The sequence below is a fragment of the Cupriavidus sp. 05L411 genome (assembly GCF_056398045.1).
Window position 1 is genome coordinate 57,017 of record NZ_JBFTOQ010000049.1, and the last position, 18,820, is coordinate 75,836.

The following is an 18,820-nucleotide window of genomic DNA, read 5'->3' on the forward strand; positions in this document are numbered from 1 at the left end:
CGGAAAACCCAATAAAATCAAGGCTATGCCGCATGCAAGAGTTCCCCCTGCGTCATCAGGCCACCCGCCGTCATTCCTGGCTCGGCGGCAGGAAAGCCAGCTTCTCCTCCTCATACAGCCGGTAGATCATGTCCAGCATGGCGCTGATCTCCTCGGTCTCGTCGAGCCTGCGCATGCTCATGATGATGGGCGAGACCAGGTTGGGATCGTCCAGCTCCCGGTAGCTGATGTCGTCCCGCTTGAGGCCGTGCACGCTGCTCGGGACGATCGAGATACCCTCCCCGGCCGCCACCAGCCCCAGCGCGATCTGCAGCTCGCGCGCTTCATGGATACGCCCGGGCTGCAAGGCCCGGTCGTGAAACGCTGCCAGCACCTGGTCGGCGTAGCTTGGGCGGGGCGCCTTGGGAAAGATGATCAGGGTCTCGCCCAGCAGGTCGTGCAGGGCAAGCACGGGCTTGGCCAGCGAGAGCGGGTGCCCGACCGGCAGCGCCACGATCATCCGCTCCTCGCGCAGCACGACCCGGCGCACGTTCGGGTCCTCGTGCCGGATGCGGCCAAACCCCACGTCGATGGTGCCCTGCTTGAGCGCCGCGATCTGGTCCATGGTGGTCATCTCAACCAGGCTCAGCTCGATCTGCGGGTGCTCGGCGCGAAAGCGCCGGATGATCTTGGGCAGCATGCCGTACAGGGTCGAGCCGACAAAGCCGAGCGACATCTTCCGCTCGATCTGCCCCACGCGGCGTGTCATCGACTCGAGTTCCGCGGCTTGCGCCAGCAACTGCTGGGCGTGCGCGTAGAAAAACCGCCCGGCCTCGGTCAGCTTGAGCGGGCGCGCGTTGCGCTCGAATAGCTGCACCCTCAGGCCCTCTTCCAGTTGCTGGATCTGCCGGCTCAGCGGCGGCTGGGCGATATGCAGCCGTTCGGCCGCCCGGGTGAAGTTGAGCTCCTCCGCGACGGCGACAAAGTAACGTAAGTGACGCAAGTCCACGACTATACCTTTTAAGTATTCAGCCAATACTAAAACAGTGTTGGACCGCCGATTTTGGCACTCCTATCCTTCGCATCAGGCTGTGACAACGACTTTTTATACCTTTATGGCATTTTAGTTCGAATCACACTGCCCTGCGGAATGCCACTGCAAAGACGGACCCCACATAGAAAACCCGAGACAAGGAGCAGACAAATGACGCACCCGGAAATCGAAGCGCTGGTGAAAGCGTTCATCCTCGACACCGCCAACGGCAAGGCCGATGCGCGCGTGCAAAGCGTGGTGGTCCGCCTGACCACCGACCTTTTCAAGGCGATCGAAGACCTGGACCTGAGCGCCGGCGAAGTCTGGAAGGGCATCGAGTACTTCGCCGAGGCCGGGCCGGAACTTGGCCTGCTGGCCGCCGGCCTGGGCCTGGAACGCTTCCTGGACATCCGCGCGGATGAAGCCGAGGCAAAAGCCGGTCTCGCCGGCGGCACGCCGCGCACCATCGAAGGCCCGCTGTACGTGGCCGGCGCGCCCGCGAGCGAAGGCTTCGCGCGGCTGGACGACGGCAGCGAAGACGGCCAGGGCGAAGTCCTGTTCATGCAGGGCACGGTGTTCGACACCAACGGCAAGCCGCTGCCCGGCGCCGCGGTGGAGGTCTGGCATGCCAACCTGCTCGGCAACTACTCGTTCTTCGACAAGACGCAGTCCGACTTCAACCTGCGCCGCACCATCACGACCGATAGCGAGGGCCGCTACCAGTTCCGCAGCATCGTGCCGATGGGCTATGGCTGCCCGCCGCAAGGCACCACGCAGCGCCTGCTGGACCTGCTCGGCCGCCATGGCCGGCGCCCCGCGCACATCCACTTCTTCGTGTCCGCGCCCGGCCATCGCAAGCTGACCACCCAGATCAACATCGACGGCGACGAATACCTGTGGGACGACTTTGCCTTTGCCAGCCGCGAGGGCCTGGTGCCAGCGCTCAGGCACATCGAGTCCCCGCGGGCCCTGGCCGAGCACGGCCTGGACAAGCCGTTTGCCTCCATCGATTTCGATTTCCGCCTGTACGCCGATTGCGCGGCAGCGCCGGCACCGGAAGTGGAGCGCACGCGCGCCGCCGCGTAAGCCCCGGCGCCTGAGGCACCTCAAGCACCTCAGGCGCCTCCCACAGCATCAGCCACGACGCAGCAACATCAGGGCCACCCTGAGGATCCCTCACGGCCCGGCGCATCCGCCACGGATGCAGGAGACACCGCATGATCCCCATTTACCCGGACCACAGCCCGGCCCTCGCGCGCCTGGACGACTACCTGGTGGAAAACCACGAGACCGGCGACCACCGCCTGCATCGCAGCGCCTTCACCGACGAGGCCCTGTTCGAACTCGAGATGAAGCGCATCTTCGAGGGCAACTGGATCTACCTGGCGCACGAAAGCCAGATCCCCGGAAACAACGATTACTACACCACCTACATCGGCCGCCAGCCGATCGTGATCGCACGCAACCGCCAGGGCGAACTCAACGCGCTGATCAACGCCTGCACCCATCGCGGCGCCATGCTGTGCCGCCACAAGCGCGGCAACAAGGCGACCTACACCTGCCCGTTCCATGGCTGGACCTTCAACAACAGCGGCAAGCTGCTCAAGGTCAAGGATCCGGAGGGCGCCGGCTACCCCGATTGCTTCAACAAGGAAGCCTCGCACGACCTGAAGAAGGTGGCGCGCTTCGAGAACTATCGCGGCTTCCTGTTCGGCAGCCTGAACCCGGATGTGGCGCCGCTCAAGGATTTCCTGGGCGAGGCCGCCAAGATCATCGACATGATCGTGGACCAGTCCGCCGACGGGCTCGAAGTGCTGCGTGGCGCGTCCACCTACACCTTCGAAGGCAACTGGAAGCTGCAAACCGAGAACGGCGCCGACGGCTACCACGTCTCCGCCGTGCACTGGAACTACGCCGCCACCACCAATCACCGCAAGCAGGAGAACGCCCGCGAGGACAAGATCCGCGCCATGGACGCGGGCAACTGGGGCCGGCAAGGCGGCGGCTTCTACGCCTTCGATCACGGCCATATGCTCTTGTGGTCGCGCTGGGCCAACCCGGAAGACCGGCCGAACTTCAACCGGCGCGAGGAATTCGCCGAGCGCTGCGGTGCCGAGACGGCGGACTGGATGATCCAGAACTCGCGCAACCTGTGCCTGTACCCCAACGTCTACCTGATGGACCAGTTCGGCTCGCAGATCCGCGTGCTGCGCCCGCTGTCGGTTGGCAAGACCGAAGTCACCATCTACTGCATCGCGCCCAAGGGCGAAGCCGACGACGCGCGCGCACGCCGCATCCGCCAGTACGAGGATTTCTTCAACGTCAGCGGCATGGCCACGCCCGACGATCTGGAAGAATTCCGCGCCTGCCAGCAAGGCTATGCCGGCAGCGCGGTGGCATGGAACGACATGTGCCGCGGCGCCACGCACTGGGTGGAGGGCGCCGACGAGGCCGCGCGCAAGATTGGCCTCAAGCCGTTGATGAGCGGCGTCAAGACCGAGGACGAAGGCCTGTACACGGTGCAGCACCGCTACTGGCTGGACGTGATGAAGAAGGCCACGGGAGCCGAAGCCAGCAAGATCGGCAGCGCCGGGAGTGAAGCATGAGCACGATCCCAATGACCCCAACGACCCCAACGCTCCCAACGACCGCACCCATCAGCCTTGCCGGGATCCAGGCCTTCCTCTACCGGGAAAGCCGCCTGCTTGACGACGAACAATGGGATGAATGGCTGGCCTGCTATCACCCGGATGCCGCTTTCTGGATGCCGTCCTGGGACGATGACGACACCCTGGTGACCGATCCGCAGCGCGAGATCTCGCTGATCTACTACCCGAACCGCCAAGGCCTGGAAGACCGCGTGTTCCGCATCAAGACCGAGCGCTCCAGCGCCACCATGCCGGACACGCGCACCAGCCACAACATCACCAACGTCGAACTGGAGCGCCAGGAAGGCAGCGTCTGCACGGTGCGTTTCAACTGGCACACGCTGAGCCACCGCTACAAGACCAACTACAGCTACTTCGGCATGTCGCGCTACGTCATCGACTTCGCCGGCGAGCAAGCGCAGATCCTGGACAAGTACGTCGTGCTGAAGAACGACTACATCAACCAGGTCATCGACATCTATCACATCTGAGCGGACGCGCCGGAGGAACCACGCCATGGAATACAACATCGCTCTGCAGTTTGAAGACGGCGTTACCCGCTTCATCACCTGCGCCGCCAACGAAACCCTGTCCGACGCCGCCTACCGCCAGCAGATCAATATCCCGCTGGACTGCCGCGACGGCGCCTGCGGCACCTGCCGCGGCCTGTGCGAATCCGGCGAGTACGACCTGCCGGCGTCGAGCTATATCGAAGACGCGCTGACGCCCGAGGAGGCCGCCAAGGGCTACGTGCTGGCCTGCCAGACCCGCCCGCGCTCCGATTGCGTGATCAAGGTGCCAGCCTCGTCGGCCGCCTGCAAGACCGGCGTGGCCCGCTACCAGGGCAAGCTGGCGGCGGTGGACAAGTTGTCGGACTCCACCATCGGGTTCTCGATCGATCTTGGCAACGCCGCCGCCCCGACCTTCCTGGCGGGGCAGTATGTGAACGTGGAGATTCCGGGTACCGGCCTGACCCGCTCGTACTCGTTTTCCTCCGCCCCCGGCGCCGCCCGCACCTCGTTCGTGGTGCGCAACGTGCCCAACGGCCGCATGAGCGGCTTCCTGAGCAAGGAGGCACTGCCCGGCCAGCCCATTACCTTCGCCGGCCCCTATGGCAGCTTCTACCTGCGCGAAGTGACCCGCCCGGTGCTGTTCCTGGCGGGTGGCACCGGCATCGCGCCCTTCTTGTCCATGCTGGACGTGCTGGCCGCGAACGGCAGCCCGCATCCGATCCGCCTGGTGTACGGCGTGACGCATGAGATCGACCTGGTGGCATTGGCACAACTCGACCGCGCAAAGGACAAGCTCGCCGGCTTCGAGTACCGCACCTGCGTGCTCGATCCGGTCAGTGGCGAAACCCGCAAGGGCTATGTCACGCAGCATGTGGAGCGGGACTGGCTCAACGGCGGCGATGTCGACATCTACCTGTGCGGCCCCGTTGCCATGGTGGATGCGGTGCGCGCGTGGCTGCAGGACGCCGGGGTGACGCCGGCCAGCTTCCACTACGAAAAATTCTCGGCCAGCAACGCTGCCTGACCCACCTTCCACGGATCAAGGACACGCCATGAACAACAATGCGCGCTTTAGCGGAAAAATCGCCGTGGTAACCGGCGCGGCGCAGGGAATTGGACGCGGCGTGGCGCTCGCCGCCGCGGCCGAGGGCGCCAGCCTGGTGCTGGTCGACCGCTCGGCACTGGTGCACGAGGTCGCCGCGCAAATCCTCGCCAACGGCGGCCAGGCACTGGCGGTGGAGGCCGACCTGGAAACCTATGCCGGTGCCCGCCTGATGACCAGCGCGGCGCTGGCGGCCCATGGCCGCATCGATGTCCTCGTCAATAACGTGGGCGGCACCATCTGGGCCAAGCCCTACCAGGAGTACGAGGAAGCCCAGATCGAAGCCGAGATCCGCCGCTCCCTGTTTCCCACCCTGTGGTGCTGCCGCGCCGTGCTGCCCGGCATGATCGCGCGCAAGCAGGGCGTGATCGTCAACGTCTCGTCCATCGCCACGCGCAGCATCTACCGCGTGCCCTACGCGGCCGCCAAGGGCGGCGTCAACGCCCTGACCGCCAGCCTCGCCTTCGAGCACGCGCAGGACGGCATCCGCGTCAATGCGATCGCCACCGGGGGCACCGAAGCGCCGCCGCGCAAAGTGCCCCGCAACACGGCGGAGCAGACCCCGCAGGAAGCCGCGTGGTATCAGGGCATCGTCGACCAGACCATGGCATCCAGCCTGATGCACCGCTACGGCACCATCGACGAACAGGTGCGCGCGATTCTGTTCTTGGCGTCCGGCGAGGCCTCTTACATCACCGGCACCGTCCTGCCCGTAGGCGGCGGCGACCTCGGCTGAACCGCGGCGACGCCGGCTCGCCCCCCCTCCCAGCAGACCGACGCTTCGCTTTTTCGTGTTTTTTCTTCACGAAGCAGCTGGGGGCGGCATTTTCCGGGCGACGCCCTGGATGGCGAGGCGCACAACGTATGACTCGCCTCAAAAATGTGCATTTAAGCGCATATTTTTTGCACTGCCTCGGACAGGTAGCGCCACTCGCGAATGGGGCGGCCCGGGAATGCGGATTTCGCGGTCCACAGCCAGCTCCCACGGCCCGCCAGGCGCGGCGTGGCGCCAGCCCCCAGCGTCACGCGGTTCTCCGCGCCACCCCACCGGCGGAATCAATCCGCAAACCAATCAATGACTTAGCGACGCGACGCGACGAGCGGCGGCGCCATCGCCAGCGCCAACGCCGTGCCCTTGGCGGCCACCCCTGCCTGCCTGCCGCCCTCTCGCCAACCCGGCAAATCATCGCGGTTTCCTGGTCCGTTACCCGCTATCCGGTACCCGGCGCGGCTTTTAGTCAAACATCCACTCAAGTTCCGTGCCCGTCATTCGTTAACCCCTGTAAGACCATCCGCGTAGCTCGGATGACAAGACCTGTTCGGCTCAAAGGGCCAAGCTGAGCGGGTTTCACCCTTTTTTTCGGCCCTTTGCTTGCCGGTCATTCCCTCAAGAATGGCAAGGCATTCCGATACAGGCATCTCATGGCGAATACGCTCACTTCTTCCCAGGCTGACGGCAACACGAGCAAGCGCGGGCGACTGCTGCTGGTGCTCGGCGTCGTGCTCGTCGCGGCGCTGGGTGCCGGGGGCTTTTTTCTGGGCAACATCCTGAGTAACCGCCAACCGGCCGCGCCAGCCGCTCCGGTTGTACCGCCGCCGATTTTTGTGCCGCTGGAAGCATTTACCGTCAATCTGAAGAGCGATGACGGCGACCGCTTCCTGCATACCGGTTTGTCGCTCAAGGTGGCGGACGCGAAGGACCAGGCGCGCATCACCGAGTACCTGCCGGAAGTCCGCAGCCGCATCTTGCTGCTGCTGTCGGCCAAGCAACCGCCCGATCTGGCGACGGTGGACGGCAAGCGCAAGCTGGCCCAGGAAATCCAGAGTGCCATCAGCCAGCCGTTCGCGCCCAACCTGCCCAAGCAGCAGATCCTGGACGTCCTATTTACTTCCTTCGTGGTGCAGTAAGCGCTTTGCCCTGCCCCACCAGCAACTCCGATATGAATGCGTCCTTGTTTTCCTTGCCTGTCTCACAGCGCGCGCGCCAACGCCAGCGCGCGGGCTGATCGGTACATGGTCGCTTTCATTCATCACGGCACTCAAGGGGCAGGACACTAGATGGCCTACGACAAGTTTCTCTCGCAGGACGAGGTAGACGAATTACTGAAAGGCGTGTCAGGCGAGACCGATACGCCCGAGGTCGCCGCGCCGGTCTCCGAGGATGGCGTGCGCCCGTACAACCTGGCCACGCAAGAGCGCATCGTGCGCGGCCGGCTGCACACGCTCGAAATCATCAACGAGCGCTTTGCCCGCCAGCTTCGGACCCAGCTGTTCAACTTCATCCGCCGCGGCGCCGACATCTCGGTTGGCTCGGTGCGGATCGAGAAGTACGGCGACTTCGTGCGCAACCTGCCGGTGCCGACCAACCTGAACCTGGTGCACATGAAGCCGCTGCGCGGCACGTCGCTGTTCGTGTTCGACCCCAACCTGGTGTTCCTGGTGGTCGATAACCTGTTCGGTGGCGACGGACGCTTCCACACCCGCGTGGAGGGCCGCGACTTTACCCAGACCGAGCAGCGCATCATCCGGCGCCTGCTGGACCTTGCGCTCAACAGCTACGGCCAGGCCTGGAATGCCGTGCATCCGATCGAGCTGGAATATGTCCGCTCGGAAATGCACACGAAGTTTGCCAACATCGCCATGCTCAGCGAGGTGGTGGTGACCACCGCCTTCCATATCGAGCTTGGCGCGGTGGGTGGCCAGCTGCACGTCTGCTTCCCGTACTCGATGATCGAGCCGGTGCGCGACCTGCTGATGAACCCGCTGCAGGACGAGGTTGAAGTAGACAAGCGCTGGATCTCCCAGCTGTCGCAGCAGATTCGCTCGGCGGAGGTGGATCTGGTGGCCGAATTTGCCCACGTGGAAAGCACCGTAGCCGAAGTGCTGGCGCTGCGCGTCGGCGACGTACTCCCCATCGAGCTGCCCGAGCAGGTCTTCGGCAAGGTCGATGGCGTACCCGTGCTGCAGGCCGGCTTTGGCACCATGAACGGCCAGTATGCGTTGCGGGTAGAACGGATGATCAATCACCAAGAAATCGATTCCAACAAGGAAACCGACCATGACTGACGGCAAAGACGACAAGCCGGCCGACCCGATGGACGACTGGGCCAGCGCCCTGGCGGAGCAGACCAGCGCCGAGGATATCGCCGCTGCCGCCGCGCCTGCCCAGGCTGTCGCCGCCACGCCAGCCACAGCCACACCAGCCGCCTCCAAGGTCTTCCAGCCGCTGGAGAAGGAAACGCCGAGCGGCTTCCACAACGATATCGAGATGATTCTCGATATCCCGGTCCAGCTCACGGTAGAGCTTGGTCGCACCAAGGTGCCGATCAAGACGCTGCTGCAGCTGGCCCAGGGCTCGGTGGTGGAGCTCGACGGCCTGGCCGGCGAGCCGATGGATGTACTGGTCAACGGCTACCTGATCGCCCAGGGCGAAGTCGTCGTGGTGAACGATAAGTTCGGCATCCGCCTGACCGACATCATCACGCCGTCCGAACGCATCCGGAAGCTCAACCGATGAAAGCCGGCCTGCGCCGGACCGCCAACGCCGCGCTTGCCGCCGGCGTGGGCCTGGCGCATGCGGCGGGCGCGTACGCGCAAGCCAGTGCCGCGGCGGCCAGCCCAGCCGGTACCGGCACGATCGCCAGCCACGCCGGGGCCGGCAGCCATGTCCCGGTCAGCAGCGCAACGGGGCTGGCGCAAGCCGGCCTCGGCCTGTTTGCCGTCATCGCCCTGATCCTGCTGCTGGCCTGGCTGGCGCGCCGCGCCGGCCTGGTCCGGCACGGCCAGGGTGGCCAGATGAAGGTAGTAGGCAGCACCATGCTCGGGCCCCGCCAGCGCCTGGTGATGGTGGAAGTGGGTGACACCTGCCTGGTGCTGGGCGTGAGCGCCGGCGAGATTCGCACGCTCCACACTTTGCCCGCGCAAGCCGCGCACAAGCCGGACCACCCCTCCGGCAGCACGGCAACCCCGGGGCCGGCCGGCAGCTTTGGACAAAAGCTGCTGCGCGCCATGCAAGACAACCTGAAGTCATGAATTTCCTGCCTGACGCCTCCCGGCGCACTTTGCAACACCACCTGCAACGCCATCTCCGGTCCGTGCGCGAATGCGCCAGCCAACCCTCCCGGCTTGCGCTCGCGGCATTGCTGGTGAGCGCCTGCCTTGCGCTGGTGCTGTTGCCTGCCATGGCCCATGCGCAGGCATTGCCCGGCCTGACCAGCAAGGCCGGCCCGGGCGGCAGCCAGACCTGGTCGCTGTCGGTGCAGACGCTGGTCCTGCTCACCTCACTGTCGTTCCTGCCCGCGGCCATGCTGATGATGACGGGCTTCACCCGCATCATCATCGTGCTGGGGCTGCTGCGCAATGCGCTGGGCACGGCCAGTTCCCCGCCCAACCAGGTGCTGGTGGGACTGTCGCTGTTCCTGACCTTCTTTGTCATGTCGCCGGTGTTCGACCGTATCTACACCGACGCCTACAAGCCGCTGTCCGAGAACAAGCTCAGCCTGGAAGACGCCGCCGCCAAGGCCGCCGCGCCGCTCAAGACCTTCATGCTCAAGCAGACCCGAGAGAAGGACCTGGCGCTGTTTGCCCAGATGGCCAAGGTGCCCGAGATGCAAGGCCCCGAAGACGTGCAGATGCACATCCTGGTGCCCGCCTTTGTCACCAGCGAGCTCAAGACCGCGTTCCAGATCGGCTTTACCGTCTTTATCCCCTTCCTGATCATCGACCTGGTGGTAGCCAGCGTGCTGATGGCGATGGGCATGATGATGGTGCCGCCGGCCACCATCGCGCTGCCATTCAAGCTGATGCTGTTCGTGCTGGTGGACGGTTGGCAATTGCTGCTGGGCTCGCTGGCGCAGAGCTTCCTGAACTGATCACGGGGCGCTAGCCCCACCCAAGGCCTTCGCCATGACGCCGGAAACCGTAATGAGCATCGCCACCCAGGCGATGAAAATGACCCTGATGCTGTCCGCGCCGCTGCTGCTGGTGGCGCTGGTGGCCGGCCTGGTGGTGAGCCTGTTCCAGGCCGCCACGCAGATCAATGAAATGACGCTGTCCTTCATCCCCAAGCTGCTGGCGCTGTTTGCCACCATGGTGCTTGCCGGCCCGTGGATGATCAACACCTTTGTCGACTACATGCGCGAAGTGTTCCAGGGCATTCCCGCCCTGGTGCATTGAGTCCGATGCGTCGGATGCGTCGGATGCGTCGGATGCATCCGATGCGTCGGATAAGCCTGGCGTCGCACCTGGCCGCGCCGAGCAACATCTAACGCCGCAATAGCCGTAATAGCTGCAACAGCCGTATCCGCCGCAACAGCCGCCGTGCTCTCCGTCACCTCCGCCCAGCTCTACGCCTGGATCGCCGCCTTCCTCTGGCCCTTGTTCCGCCTGCTGGCCCTGATCGGCACCGCCCCGCTGTTTGGCGAGTCGACCATCCCGAGACGCGCCAAGGTTGGCCTGGCGGCCCTGATGGCGGTGATCATCTCGCCCACCATCGGCCACCTGCCGCTGGTGCCGGTGTACTCGCTGGAAGGCTTCCTGATCATCCTCAACGAGGTAGGCATCGGGCTGGCGATGGGATTCAGCATGCGGCTGGTGTTCTCCGCCGTGCAATTCGCCGGCGAAACCATCGGCCTGCAAATGGGCCTGTCGTTCGCCTCCTTCTACGACCGCTCGGCCGGCGGCCAGACCATGGTGTTGGCGCGCTTTCTCAATGTGGTCGCCATGCTGATGTTCCTGGCCATGGACGGCCATCTGATGCTGCTGGCCACCATCGCCGATAGCTTCGCCAGCCTGCCCATCGCCGCGCAACCCCTCACCGGCGCCGGCTGGGCAGCGGTGGCCGCCTCCGGCGCCACCGTGTTCTCCTCGGGACTGCTGCTGGCGCTGCCACTGATCGCCGCGCTGCTCACGCTCAACCTCGCCATGGGCATCCTGAACCGCGCATCTCCGCAACTGTCGATCTTCGCGGTCGGCTTCCCGGTCACGCTGGGCGGCGGCATCCTGATGATGATGCTGATCATGCCGCAGATGAGCACCTTCATGGCGCGGCTGATCGAGGGCGGGTTGAGTACGGTGGCGACGGTGCTGGGGCAGTTTGGGCGGTGACGGTCAGGTCTAGGCAGACCCGCCCCTCACGCAACCACCACCCGCGTACACCCCTCCATCGCTTCAAACCCGATATCCACCGGCAGGAACTTGGCGATCACCTCGGCATTGCTGCGCACGTGATTGGTCACTTCGTCCACGGTGAAGCTGCCGCCGCCCGCCAGGGCCATTGGCAGCAGGAGCTGGTCAGCCAGGTGCGGGCCGACCGCACCCTTGCCGGCCAGGTAGGCGCTGGCCTGGCGGCAGGCGGCAGCGGCCACGCTTTCCGCTGAACGGCCCTTCTCGCCGAACTCGCAGAAGACCTCGGTCACCTGCTCGTGCGGCAGCGTGAGCAGCACGGCGTTGCCGGGGCCTTCCTCGTGGCGCAAGCCACCCACGTGCAACTGGCTGGCATCCCATCCCATCCGCTCGCCGACGAGGTCGAGTTCGTGGCGAGCAACGTGGAACGGGACGCCGGCGATCAGCACGCGTGCATCGGGCCTGCCGGATGCGCCACGCGTGTCCAGCGCCAGCGGACGCCAGGCCGCGCCGGAGCGTCCGCTCACTGTCAGTTCGCCGCCGCCGGCGGGATAGAAGCCGTGGCGGCGCAGCGCGAGCTCGGCAGGCCCGCCCATGCGGGCCATCAGCGGCAGCCAGGCGTCGCGCAGGAAGGTGGCTGAGGGCGCCATGGGGTTGTGGGTGCCACCGGACAGGGTGAGCGTGAAGCCGTCGTCCCGCGCGGCGGACCACAGCGCCGGCAGCAGGGTCTGCAGCACCAGCGTGCAACTGCCGGCGGAACCAATGGCAAAGTCGTAGTTGCCGGCGCGCACGGGCCTCGGCTCGAACGTCAGCGCCGTCGAGCCGATCGCCGCGCCTTCGGTGCGCGCGCCGCTGATCGCCTGCGCCGCCACCACGGCGGTCAGGTGCTGGCGCATCAGCCCGGGCTTGCTGCGCCGGGCGCGCACGTTGGCGATATGCACCGGCGTGCCGGTCACCATGGCAAGCGACAGCGCGGTGCGCAGGATCTGGCCCCCGCCCTCGCCGTAGGAGCCGTCGATTTCAATCATCACGGAATACTCTTCTGTTCTTGTTGTTATGCCAGCGCCGCCAGGGACAGGTTCGTCCCCGGCGGCGGCGTTTGCTGCCTTCAACCCTTCACGCACACCACCTGCTTGAGCGTGTGAACGATCTCGACCAGGTCGGACTGCGCCGCCATCACCGCGTCGATGTCCTTGTAGGCCATCGGGATCTCGTCGATGACTTCGGCATCCTTGCGGCACTCGACGCCTTGCGTGGCCAGTCGCTGGTCTTCCACCGAGAACTGGCGCTTGGCTTCGGAGCGGCTCATGGTGCGGCCCGCACCGTGGCTGCAGGAGCAAAACGATTCCGCATTGCCCTTGCCACGCACGATGTAGGAGCGCGCGCCCATCGAGCCCGGGATGATGCCAAGCTCACCGGCCTTGGCGCTGACCGCACCCTTGCGGGTCACCAGTACGTCTTCGCCGAAGTGGCGCTCCTTCTGCACGTAGTTGTGGTGGCAGTTCACCGCCTCCATCTCCGTGGCAAAGGGCTTGCCGATCACGGCGCGCGCGGCGTCCAGCACGTTGGCCATCATCGTCTCGCGGTTGCGGCGCGCGTACTGCTGCGCCCACTCCACCGCGAACACGTAGTCTTCATAGTGCTCGCCGCCTTCCACCAGGTAGGCCAGGTCGCGGTCGGGCAGGTTGATGAAGTGCCGGCGCATATCCGCTTGCGCCAGCTCGATAAAGGTGTTGCCGATGGCATTGCCCACCCCGCGCGAGCCCGAGTGCAGCATGAACCAGACCGACTGGCTCTCATCCAGGCAGACCTCGATAAAGTGGTTGCCGGTGCCCAGCGTGCCCAGGTGGTTGCGGTTGTTGGTGCGCGCCAGCTTCGGGTACTTCTGCGTGATGCGCTCGAAGTCACCTGCCAGCGCGGCCCAGCTCGCATCCACCGCATCCGGCACCTCGCCCCAGGCGCCCTTGTCGCGCCCGCTGCGATTGTTGGAGCGGCCGTGCGGCACCGCTTTCTCGATGGCGCTGCGCAGCGGGCCGAGGCTATCGGGCAGGTCGCTGGCGGTTAGCGTGGTCTTGACGGCGATCATGCCGCAACCGATATCCACGCCCACCGCCGCCGGGATGATGGCGCCGCGTGTGGGGATCACCGAGCCGATGGTGGAACCCTTGCCCAGGTGTACGTCCGGCATCACGGCCAGATGCTTGAAGATAAACGGCATCTGCGCGGTGTTGGCGAGCTGCGCGCGCGCGCCGTCATCGACGGGCACGCCATGGGTCCACATCTTGACCGGGCGGCCGGTGCCGGACTGGAATACGTCGTAATTCTCCTTGCTCATGTCTTCTTCTCTCTTTGCCTTGCGGCGGGACTACGCTGGCGTTGGCCAGCAAAATACCAAATAGGGTGAGCGACTAGTGGTTGTGGAACCGGCGCTCTAATCGTAGGGCAATGCGGCATCGCCACGACAAGGATCGGCAGGATTTACGCTGCATATGCCGCAGCGGCCGGAATTGAACCGGCAATCACCAGATGTAGTCCTGGCCAGCATTCGTGGCGAGTCCGCATACCGCAGGCGCCATGCGCGGCGGCTGAGGTATGCAGGCTCGGGGGCGGTAACCGGCGACAAGGGATAGGACAGACAAGCCTTGGATGTAGTCTGCCCGGCATTCGCCAGTCACCGCCGAACTTCACAACTTCAGAAATTCATAACTTCGAACTTTCACAGCGTCGTGGCCGATATCTCGCCCACCCAGTGGCCGGCCTGCAACTGCCCGGCGGCGAAGGCAGCGACGATCTGGAACACCGAGTCGGAGAAGCCCCCGATGTTCAGGATGTCGTCGCGCTCCGGCGCCTGGCTGGCCACGTAGGGCTGCATGTCCAGGCACACCAGCCGGGCCTTGGGATTGCGCTGCCTGAAACGCTCCCACTCCCGCAACGTGGCCGTTTCGCCATGGCGTGCATCCATCCACGACTGGTTGTCTGACACCAGCATGACCACGTCGGCACTCACGCGGCGATGGTTCAGCCACGCCAGCGGCGCGCTGCAGTTGGTGCCGCCCGCGCCGAGCGCCGCCATCTTCTGCGCGTTGGTCATCACCGTGTCGCGCGGGTTCAGCGTCAGCTTCACCACTTCCTCCTTGAACGGCAGCACCATCGTGTCCGGCTGCTTGCGCAGGAAGGTTGCGGCGACCAGCGCGGCGGCGTCCACGCAGCGCACCGCGCTGCTCGACCCCGCACGGTAGCCCGTCACCGGCGAGTGCATGGAGCCCGACACGTCAGGGCAAACCACCATGCGGCCCTCCACCAGCGGCACATTGGCCAGCGCCAGTTCCAGCGCATCCTGCAAGGCCTCGCGCACAACCGCCGGCATGTCTTCCCCGGCGGCGTGGTACGCGGCCAGCAACTGGTACGGAAACACCCGGGCCCGCGCGATGGCTTCAGGCTGCCGCAGCTTTGCCGCGATCTCGTCCGCCATGCCCGGCAGGGCAAACACGCCGTGGCGCGCAAAGGTGTTCAGGTTCATGCGCACCATCTGCCAGCCGCCATGGCGTGCCACCTCGGCCCAGGCCTGGGCATCCAGGTCCAGCGATGCCAGCATCTGGAACGGCACCGCCGGCACCGGCGCCTGCCGCCCTTCGGCCCGCGCCACCTTGTAGGCCTCCAGGGCCTGCGTCACCGGCGGCAGCGCAGACACGTCATAGGGCTTGCCGATCAGCCGGGCAAAGAAGGCGGCGCGCCAGGCTTGCGCCGGCTTCGGGTGCACCATCTTCACCACATCGGCCAGCGACGGGCTGGTGCCCACCGATGCCGACAGCAACGCACGCTCGTCGGCCGTATTGAGCCATTGCTGCACCAGCTTCTTCGGCCGCGTGCCCAGCGACTTGCGGCCCGCCGCGCCGCTGCGCAGGATCTGCACGAAGGTGCGCAGCATCTTCCCGTTGTCGATCACGCGGCCGAACACCGCCGGCAGGTACTGCGAGCCCCGCACGGTCAATGCGGCCAACAGCAGGGCCGGCATGTCCTTCATATAGCCGCGCTCGCGGCAATACACGGCGGTCTTGGCGATAAAGGCCGGATCCACGTCCTCGCACAACGCCATCACGGCGTCGAGCTGCGCTTCGGCGCTGGCGTAGAAGGTGCCGTTCAGGCAACCCGTTGCCGCGTACTGCGCCAGGCGATGTTCGCGTCCCAGGGCATAGGCAGTGCCGCCCGCCTCGTTGATCGCGTCTGCCGGCGGCAGGAAGCGGCCACGCAGGCCGTGAAACAGATTGGTATTTGCCATTTGCATTCTCCCCAGGAGACAAGGTTGCGCCGTATTCGATGGTCTCTATTTCGCAATCGGCGTGCCAGGGGCTGCAGATAAGCGGCAGAAAAAACATAACTCAATGATTCATAACGATTTTTATTGGATTCCCCCAGGAAATTCGCCAATTTCCTGCTTGTTCGCCGYGACCAATATCTATATATTTATATAGCTATCTATAAATACAGAGAACATGAAAAAGGTCGTCATCGGCTTCATCGGCACACAACTCGACCGGGGCAAAGGCTCCGCGCGCTGGGAAAAATGGCGGCCCAGCGTGGCGCTGTGCCAACACGAAGACCTGCTGCTGGATCGCTTCGAGCTGCTCTATACCGGCCGCCACCGGGCGCTGGCCGAGCAGGTCGCGGCCGACATCGCCAAGGTCTCGCCGCAGACGGAGGTCAGGCTGAACCTGCTGGCGCTGGAGGATCCCTGGGATTTCAGCGAGGTCTATGCTTCGCTGCATGAGTTCACGCGCGGCTACCGCTTCGATACGGAGCGCGAGCAGTACTGGGTGCACATCACCACCGGCACCCACGTGGCACAGATCTGCCTGTTCCTGCTGACCGAGGCGCGCTACCTGCCGGCCTGCCTGCTGCAGACCTCGCCGCCCTTGCGGCAGGCCAGCGGCCAGCCGGGCCACTACGCCGCCATCGATCTCGACCTGTCCCGCTACGACCAGCTGGCCGCGCGCTTCTCGCGCGAGCAGCAGGATGCGGTGTCGTTGCTCAAGTCCGGCATTGCCACCCGCAACGCCGCCTTCAACCAGATGATCGACGAGATCGAGCGCGTGGTGCTGCGCTCGCGCGCGCCGGTGCTGCTGACCGGCCCGACCGGCGCCGGCAAGTCGTTCCTGGCGCGGCGCGTGTTCGAGCTGAAGAAAGGCCGCCACCAGCTCAGCGGCGGCTTTGTGGAAGTGAACTGCGCCACCATCCGCGGCGACGGCGCCATGTCGGCGCTGTTTGGCCACGTCAAGGGTGCCTTCACCGGCGCGCAGGGCGAGCGCACGGGTTGGCTGCGCTCGGCCCACCAGGGCTTGCTGTTCCTGGATGAGATCGGCGAGCTGGGGCTGGACGAGCAGGCGATGCTGCTGAAAGCCATCGAGGAGAAGCGCTTCTTTCCGGTCGGCGGCGACAAGGAAGTGCAGAGCGATTTCCAGCTGATCGCCGGCACCAACCGGGACCTGCGCGCCGAGGTGCGCGCCGGACGTTTTCGCGAGGACCTGTTTGCCCGCATCAACTTGTGGACCTACCGGCTGCCGGGACTGGCCGAGCGCCCGGAGGACGTGGAGCCCAACCTGGACTACGAGCTCGTGCGCCAGGCGCGCGAGCTCGGCAGCCAGGTGCGCTTTAACAAGGAAGCACGCCAGGCCTGGCTGGATTTTGCGGTATCGCCGCAGGCCTGCTGGCGCGGCAACTTCCGCGACCTCGCCGCGTCGGTGACGCGCATGATGACGCTGGCCGACAGCGGCCGCATCGATGCCAGCGTCGTGGACGCGGAAATCGCGCGGCTGAACGAATCGTGGCAGGACGGCGCTCAGCAGGCGGTAGCCCAGGGCCACGCGCTGGCCATCCTGGATCCCGCCGTGCGGGCCGCCACGGACCCGTTCGACCTGGTGCAGCTCGACTATGTGCTGAGCGTGTGCCGCCGGAGCAAGAGCCAGGCCGAGGCCGGGCGCACGCTGTTTGCCGTATCACGGCTGGGCAAGAGCAGCAGCAACGACAGCGACCGGTTGGCCAAGTACCTCGGCAAATTCGGCCTGACCTTCGCGGCCGCGAGCCAGCCTTAACCTAGCGCCTCGGCCGCGATCCGCGCGGCGCAGGCCAGCACGTCGTTGCGATAGGCGGCGTCCTTGCCGGGTTGCGTGAAATAGATGGCCAGCACGATGGGCGGCTTTCCGGGCGGCCATGCCACTCCGATGTCGTTGGCCGTGCCGTAGTCACCGGAGCCCGTCTTGTCCGCCGCGTGGCGCCGGTGGTATTGCCGCGCATCCATGCCACCAGCTGTTCGCGCTCTGCCCCGCCCAGCGCATCGCCCAGCGTGAGCCGTTGCAGGCTAGCTGCCATGGCCGCCGGGGTTGACGTGTCGCGCGGGTCGCCAGGCAGCGCGGACTTCGGCCGATGTGCTGGCGAATTTGTTTGTAACCAACCCTGAAATGGCTCTTAGATTTCTGCGCCCACCTCTCATCTCAAAATCATCGATTTTTTGAAATCACACCACTCATGTATTGATTTAAATCGCGCAGATCCTTAATACTCCAAGGGTACGGCGATAGCTTTACACCATTCTCTCGCAAAGTTCTTGGAATCAAGTCTCCATTTGGGCGGAGTATTATCGATGATACAATAACGCCCGGATAATCATTTAGTCGTTTCTTGAAAGCGGATGTTGCAAGATCAGGTGTAGTCGGATTTATTTTATTAGCCAACGGTCCTGTTCCTTTGAGATCTGCTCCGTGGCACATGGCACATCTCTGTATATAGAGGTTTTTCCCATTGACATTATCCGCGAAGGATAGTGATGCTTGAGTTAGCGCTAAAATTCCTAGCGAAGCGATGAATAATATTTTCATTTTCATGTGGCCTTGTTGCATAAATCAGATCTGAATCGAGGGCAAACCCCGGAGGTGCCACTGCAACACGCAATTCTCTCGATAACATTTGAACCGAGATTGTTCATTAGCAATGTGCTCGCGCCCACGAGAGGTCGATTGGCTAGCCGGCATTGCCCCACAAGCCATCAAACCACGGTCTTCGTCATATCAGCCTCTTAGCGCCTCGACCGCGATCCGCGCGGCAGTGGCCAGCACGTCGTTGCGATAGGCGGCGTCCTTGCCGGGTTGCGTGAAATAGATGGCCAGCACGATGGGTGGCTTTCCGGGCGGCCATGCCACTCCGATGTCGTTGGCCGTGCCGTAGTCACCGGAGCCCGTCTTGTCCGCCACCTGCCAGTCCGCCGGCACGCCGGCGCGGATCCGCGTGGCGCCGGTGGTATTGCCGCGCATCCATGCCACCAGCTGTTCGCGCTCTGCCCCGCCCAGCGCATCGCCCAGCGTGAGCCGTTGCAGGCTAGCTGCCATGGCCGCCGGGGTTGACGTGTCGCGCGGGTCGCCAGGCAGCGCGG

19 protein-coding genes and 1 pseudogene are annotated in these 18,820 nt (G+C 65.0%); 13 read left to right on the forward strand and 7 right to left on the reverse strand.

The window, feature by feature from the left end; genetic code table 11:
- Positions 1–70: 70 nt before the first annotated feature.
- The gene (locus tag AC1DQR_RS34270) at positions 71–988 is read right to left on the reverse strand and encodes a LysR family transcriptional regulator (RefSeq protein WP_477134642.1); all 918 of its coding nucleotides are present in this window, start codon (positions 986–988) and stop codon (positions 71–73) included.
- A 195-nt stretch (positions 989–1,183) separates the two neighbouring features.
- Here AC1DQR_RS34270 and catA point away from each other — a divergent pair, with 195 nt between their 5' ends.
- The 12 genes from catA to fliR all read left to right on the forward strand — a co-directional run bounded on the left by catA (position 1,184) and on the right by fliR (position 11,379).
- Positions 1,184–2,098, forward strand: a complete 915-nt coding sequence (gene catA, locus AC1DQR_RS34275) for a catechol 1,2-dioxygenase (RefSeq protein WP_477134643.1) — start codon at positions 1,184–1,186, stop codon at positions 2,096–2,098.
- 131 nt (positions 2,099–2,229) lie between these two features.
- Complete coding sequence (benA, locus tag AC1DQR_RS34280; protein WP_477134644.1) at positions 2,230–3,618, forward strand: benzoate 1,2-dioxygenase large subunit; 1,389 nt, start codon at positions 2,230–2,232, stop codon at positions 3,616–3,618.
- A gap of 11 nt (positions 3,619–3,629) precedes the next feature.
- Entirely contained in the window at positions 3,630–4,151 is a 522-nt protein-coding gene (gene benB / locus AC1DQR_RS34285; RefSeq protein ID WP_416053367.1) for a benzoate 1,2-dioxygenase small subunit, read from the forward strand.
- A 25-nt stretch (positions 4,152–4,176) separates the two neighbouring features.
- On the forward strand, positions 4,177–5,196 hold the full coding sequence (gene benC / locus AC1DQR_RS34290) for a benzoate 1,2-dioxygenase electron transfer component BenC (RefSeq protein ID WP_416051735.1): 1,020 nt from the start codon (positions 4,177–4,179) through the stop codon (positions 5,194–5,196).
- Between the two features lie 28 nt (positions 5,197–5,224).
- Positions 5,225–6,010: a 1,6-dihydroxycyclohexa-2,4-diene-1-carboxylate dehydrogenase gene (locus tag AC1DQR_RS34295; protein WP_416051734.1), complete on the forward strand. Its 786-nt coding sequence runs from the start codon at positions 5,225–5,227 to the stop codon at positions 6,008–6,010.
- Positions 6,011–6,696: 686 nt separating this feature from the next.
- Positions 6,697–7,182, forward strand: a complete 486-nt coding sequence (gene fliL, locus AC1DQR_RS34300; RefSeq protein WP_416051733.1) for a flagellar basal body-associated protein FliL — start codon at positions 6,697–6,699, stop codon at positions 7,180–7,182.
- A gap of 150 nt (positions 7,183–7,332) precedes the next feature.
- Positions 7,333–8,340, forward strand: coding sequence for a flagellar motor switch protein FliM (fliM, locus tag AC1DQR_RS34305; RefSeq protein WP_150990478.1), 1,008 nt, complete (start codon positions 7,333–7,335; stop codon positions 8,338–8,340).
- Positions 8,333–8,791 (forward strand): flagellar motor switch protein FliN, encoded by a 459-nt coding sequence (fliN, locus tag AC1DQR_RS34310; protein WP_150990476.1) that lies wholly within the window; start codon positions 8,333–8,335, stop codon positions 8,789–8,791. The genes fliM and fliN overlap by 8 nt, the downstream gene beginning before the upstream one ends.
- On the forward strand, positions 8,788–9,306 hold the full coding sequence (fliO, locus tag AC1DQR_RS34315; RefSeq protein WP_416051732.1) for a flagellar biosynthetic protein FliO: 519 nt from the start codon (positions 8,788–8,790) through the stop codon (positions 9,304–9,306). Before fliN ends, fliO begins: the two co-directional genes overlap by 4 nt.
- 149 nt (positions 9,307–9,455) lie before the next feature.
- On the forward strand, positions 9,456–10,145 hold the full coding sequence (gene fliP, locus AC1DQR_RS34320; RefSeq protein WP_173430752.1) for a flagellar type III secretion system pore protein FliP: 690 nt from the start codon (positions 9,456–9,458) through the stop codon (positions 10,143–10,145).
- A gap of 34 nt (positions 10,146–10,179) precedes the next feature.
- Entirely contained in the window at positions 10,180–10,449 is a 270-nt protein-coding gene (gene fliQ, locus AC1DQR_RS34325) for a flagellar biosynthesis protein FliQ (RefSeq protein WP_043353410.1), read from the forward strand.
- Between the two features lie 144 nt (positions 10,450–10,593).
- Entirely contained in the window at positions 10,594–11,379 is a 786-nt protein-coding gene (fliR, locus tag AC1DQR_RS34330) for a flagellar biosynthetic protein FliR (protein ID WP_416051731.1), read from the forward strand.
- Between the two features lie 26 nt (positions 11,380–11,405).
- On the opposite strand, the gene rtcA is transcribed toward fliR, so the two are convergent.
- From rtcA to AC1DQR_RS34345, 3 genes are all read right to left on the reverse strand, one after another.
- A complete protein-coding gene (gene rtcA / locus AC1DQR_RS34335) occupies positions 11,406–12,425 on the reverse strand; it encodes an RNA 3'-terminal phosphate cyclase (protein ID WP_477134645.1) in 1,020 nt (339 codons plus the stop codon).
- Positions 12,426–12,505: 80 nt separating this feature from the next.
- Positions 12,506–13,732, reverse strand: a complete 1,227-nt coding sequence (locus AC1DQR_RS34340; protein WP_477134646.1) for an RtcB family protein — start codon at positions 13,730–13,732, stop codon at positions 12,506–12,508.
- Between the two features lie 381 nt (positions 13,733–14,113).
- Positions 14,114–15,676 (reverse strand): RNA-binding protein, encoded by a 1,563-nt coding sequence (locus AC1DQR_RS34345; protein ID WP_477134647.1) that lies wholly within the window; start codon positions 15,674–15,676, stop codon positions 14,114–14,116.
- A 214-nt stretch (positions 15,677–15,890) separates the two neighbouring features.
- Between AC1DQR_RS34345 and rtcR the strand changes: the two genes are divergently transcribed.
- Positions 15,891–17,486 (forward strand): RNA repair transcriptional activator RtcR, encoded by a 1,596-nt coding sequence (rtcR, locus tag AC1DQR_RS34350; protein ID WP_477134648.1) that lies wholly within the window; start codon positions 15,891–15,893, stop codon positions 17,484–17,486.
- Here rtcR and AC1DQR_RS34355 read toward each other — a convergent pair.
- The 3 genes and pseudogenes from AC1DQR_RS34355 to AC1DQR_RS34365 all read right to left on the reverse strand — a co-directional run.
- A pseudogene (locus tag AC1DQR_RS34355) lies at positions 17,483–17,808 on the reverse strand (serine hydrolase); the annotation flags it as partial. The gene rtcR and the pseudogene AC1DQR_RS34355 sit on opposite strands and share 4 nt — an antisense overlap.
- 83 nt (positions 17,809–17,891) lie before the next feature.
- A complete protein-coding gene (locus AC1DQR_RS34360; protein ID WP_477134651.1) occupies positions 17,892–18,269 on the reverse strand; it encodes a c-type cytochrome in 378 nt (125 codons plus the stop codon).
- Between the two features lie 189 nt (positions 18,270–18,458).
- On the reverse strand, positions 18,459–18,820 hold a 362-nt coding region (locus AC1DQR_RS34365), incomplete at its 5' end, for a serine hydrolase (protein ID WP_477134649.1).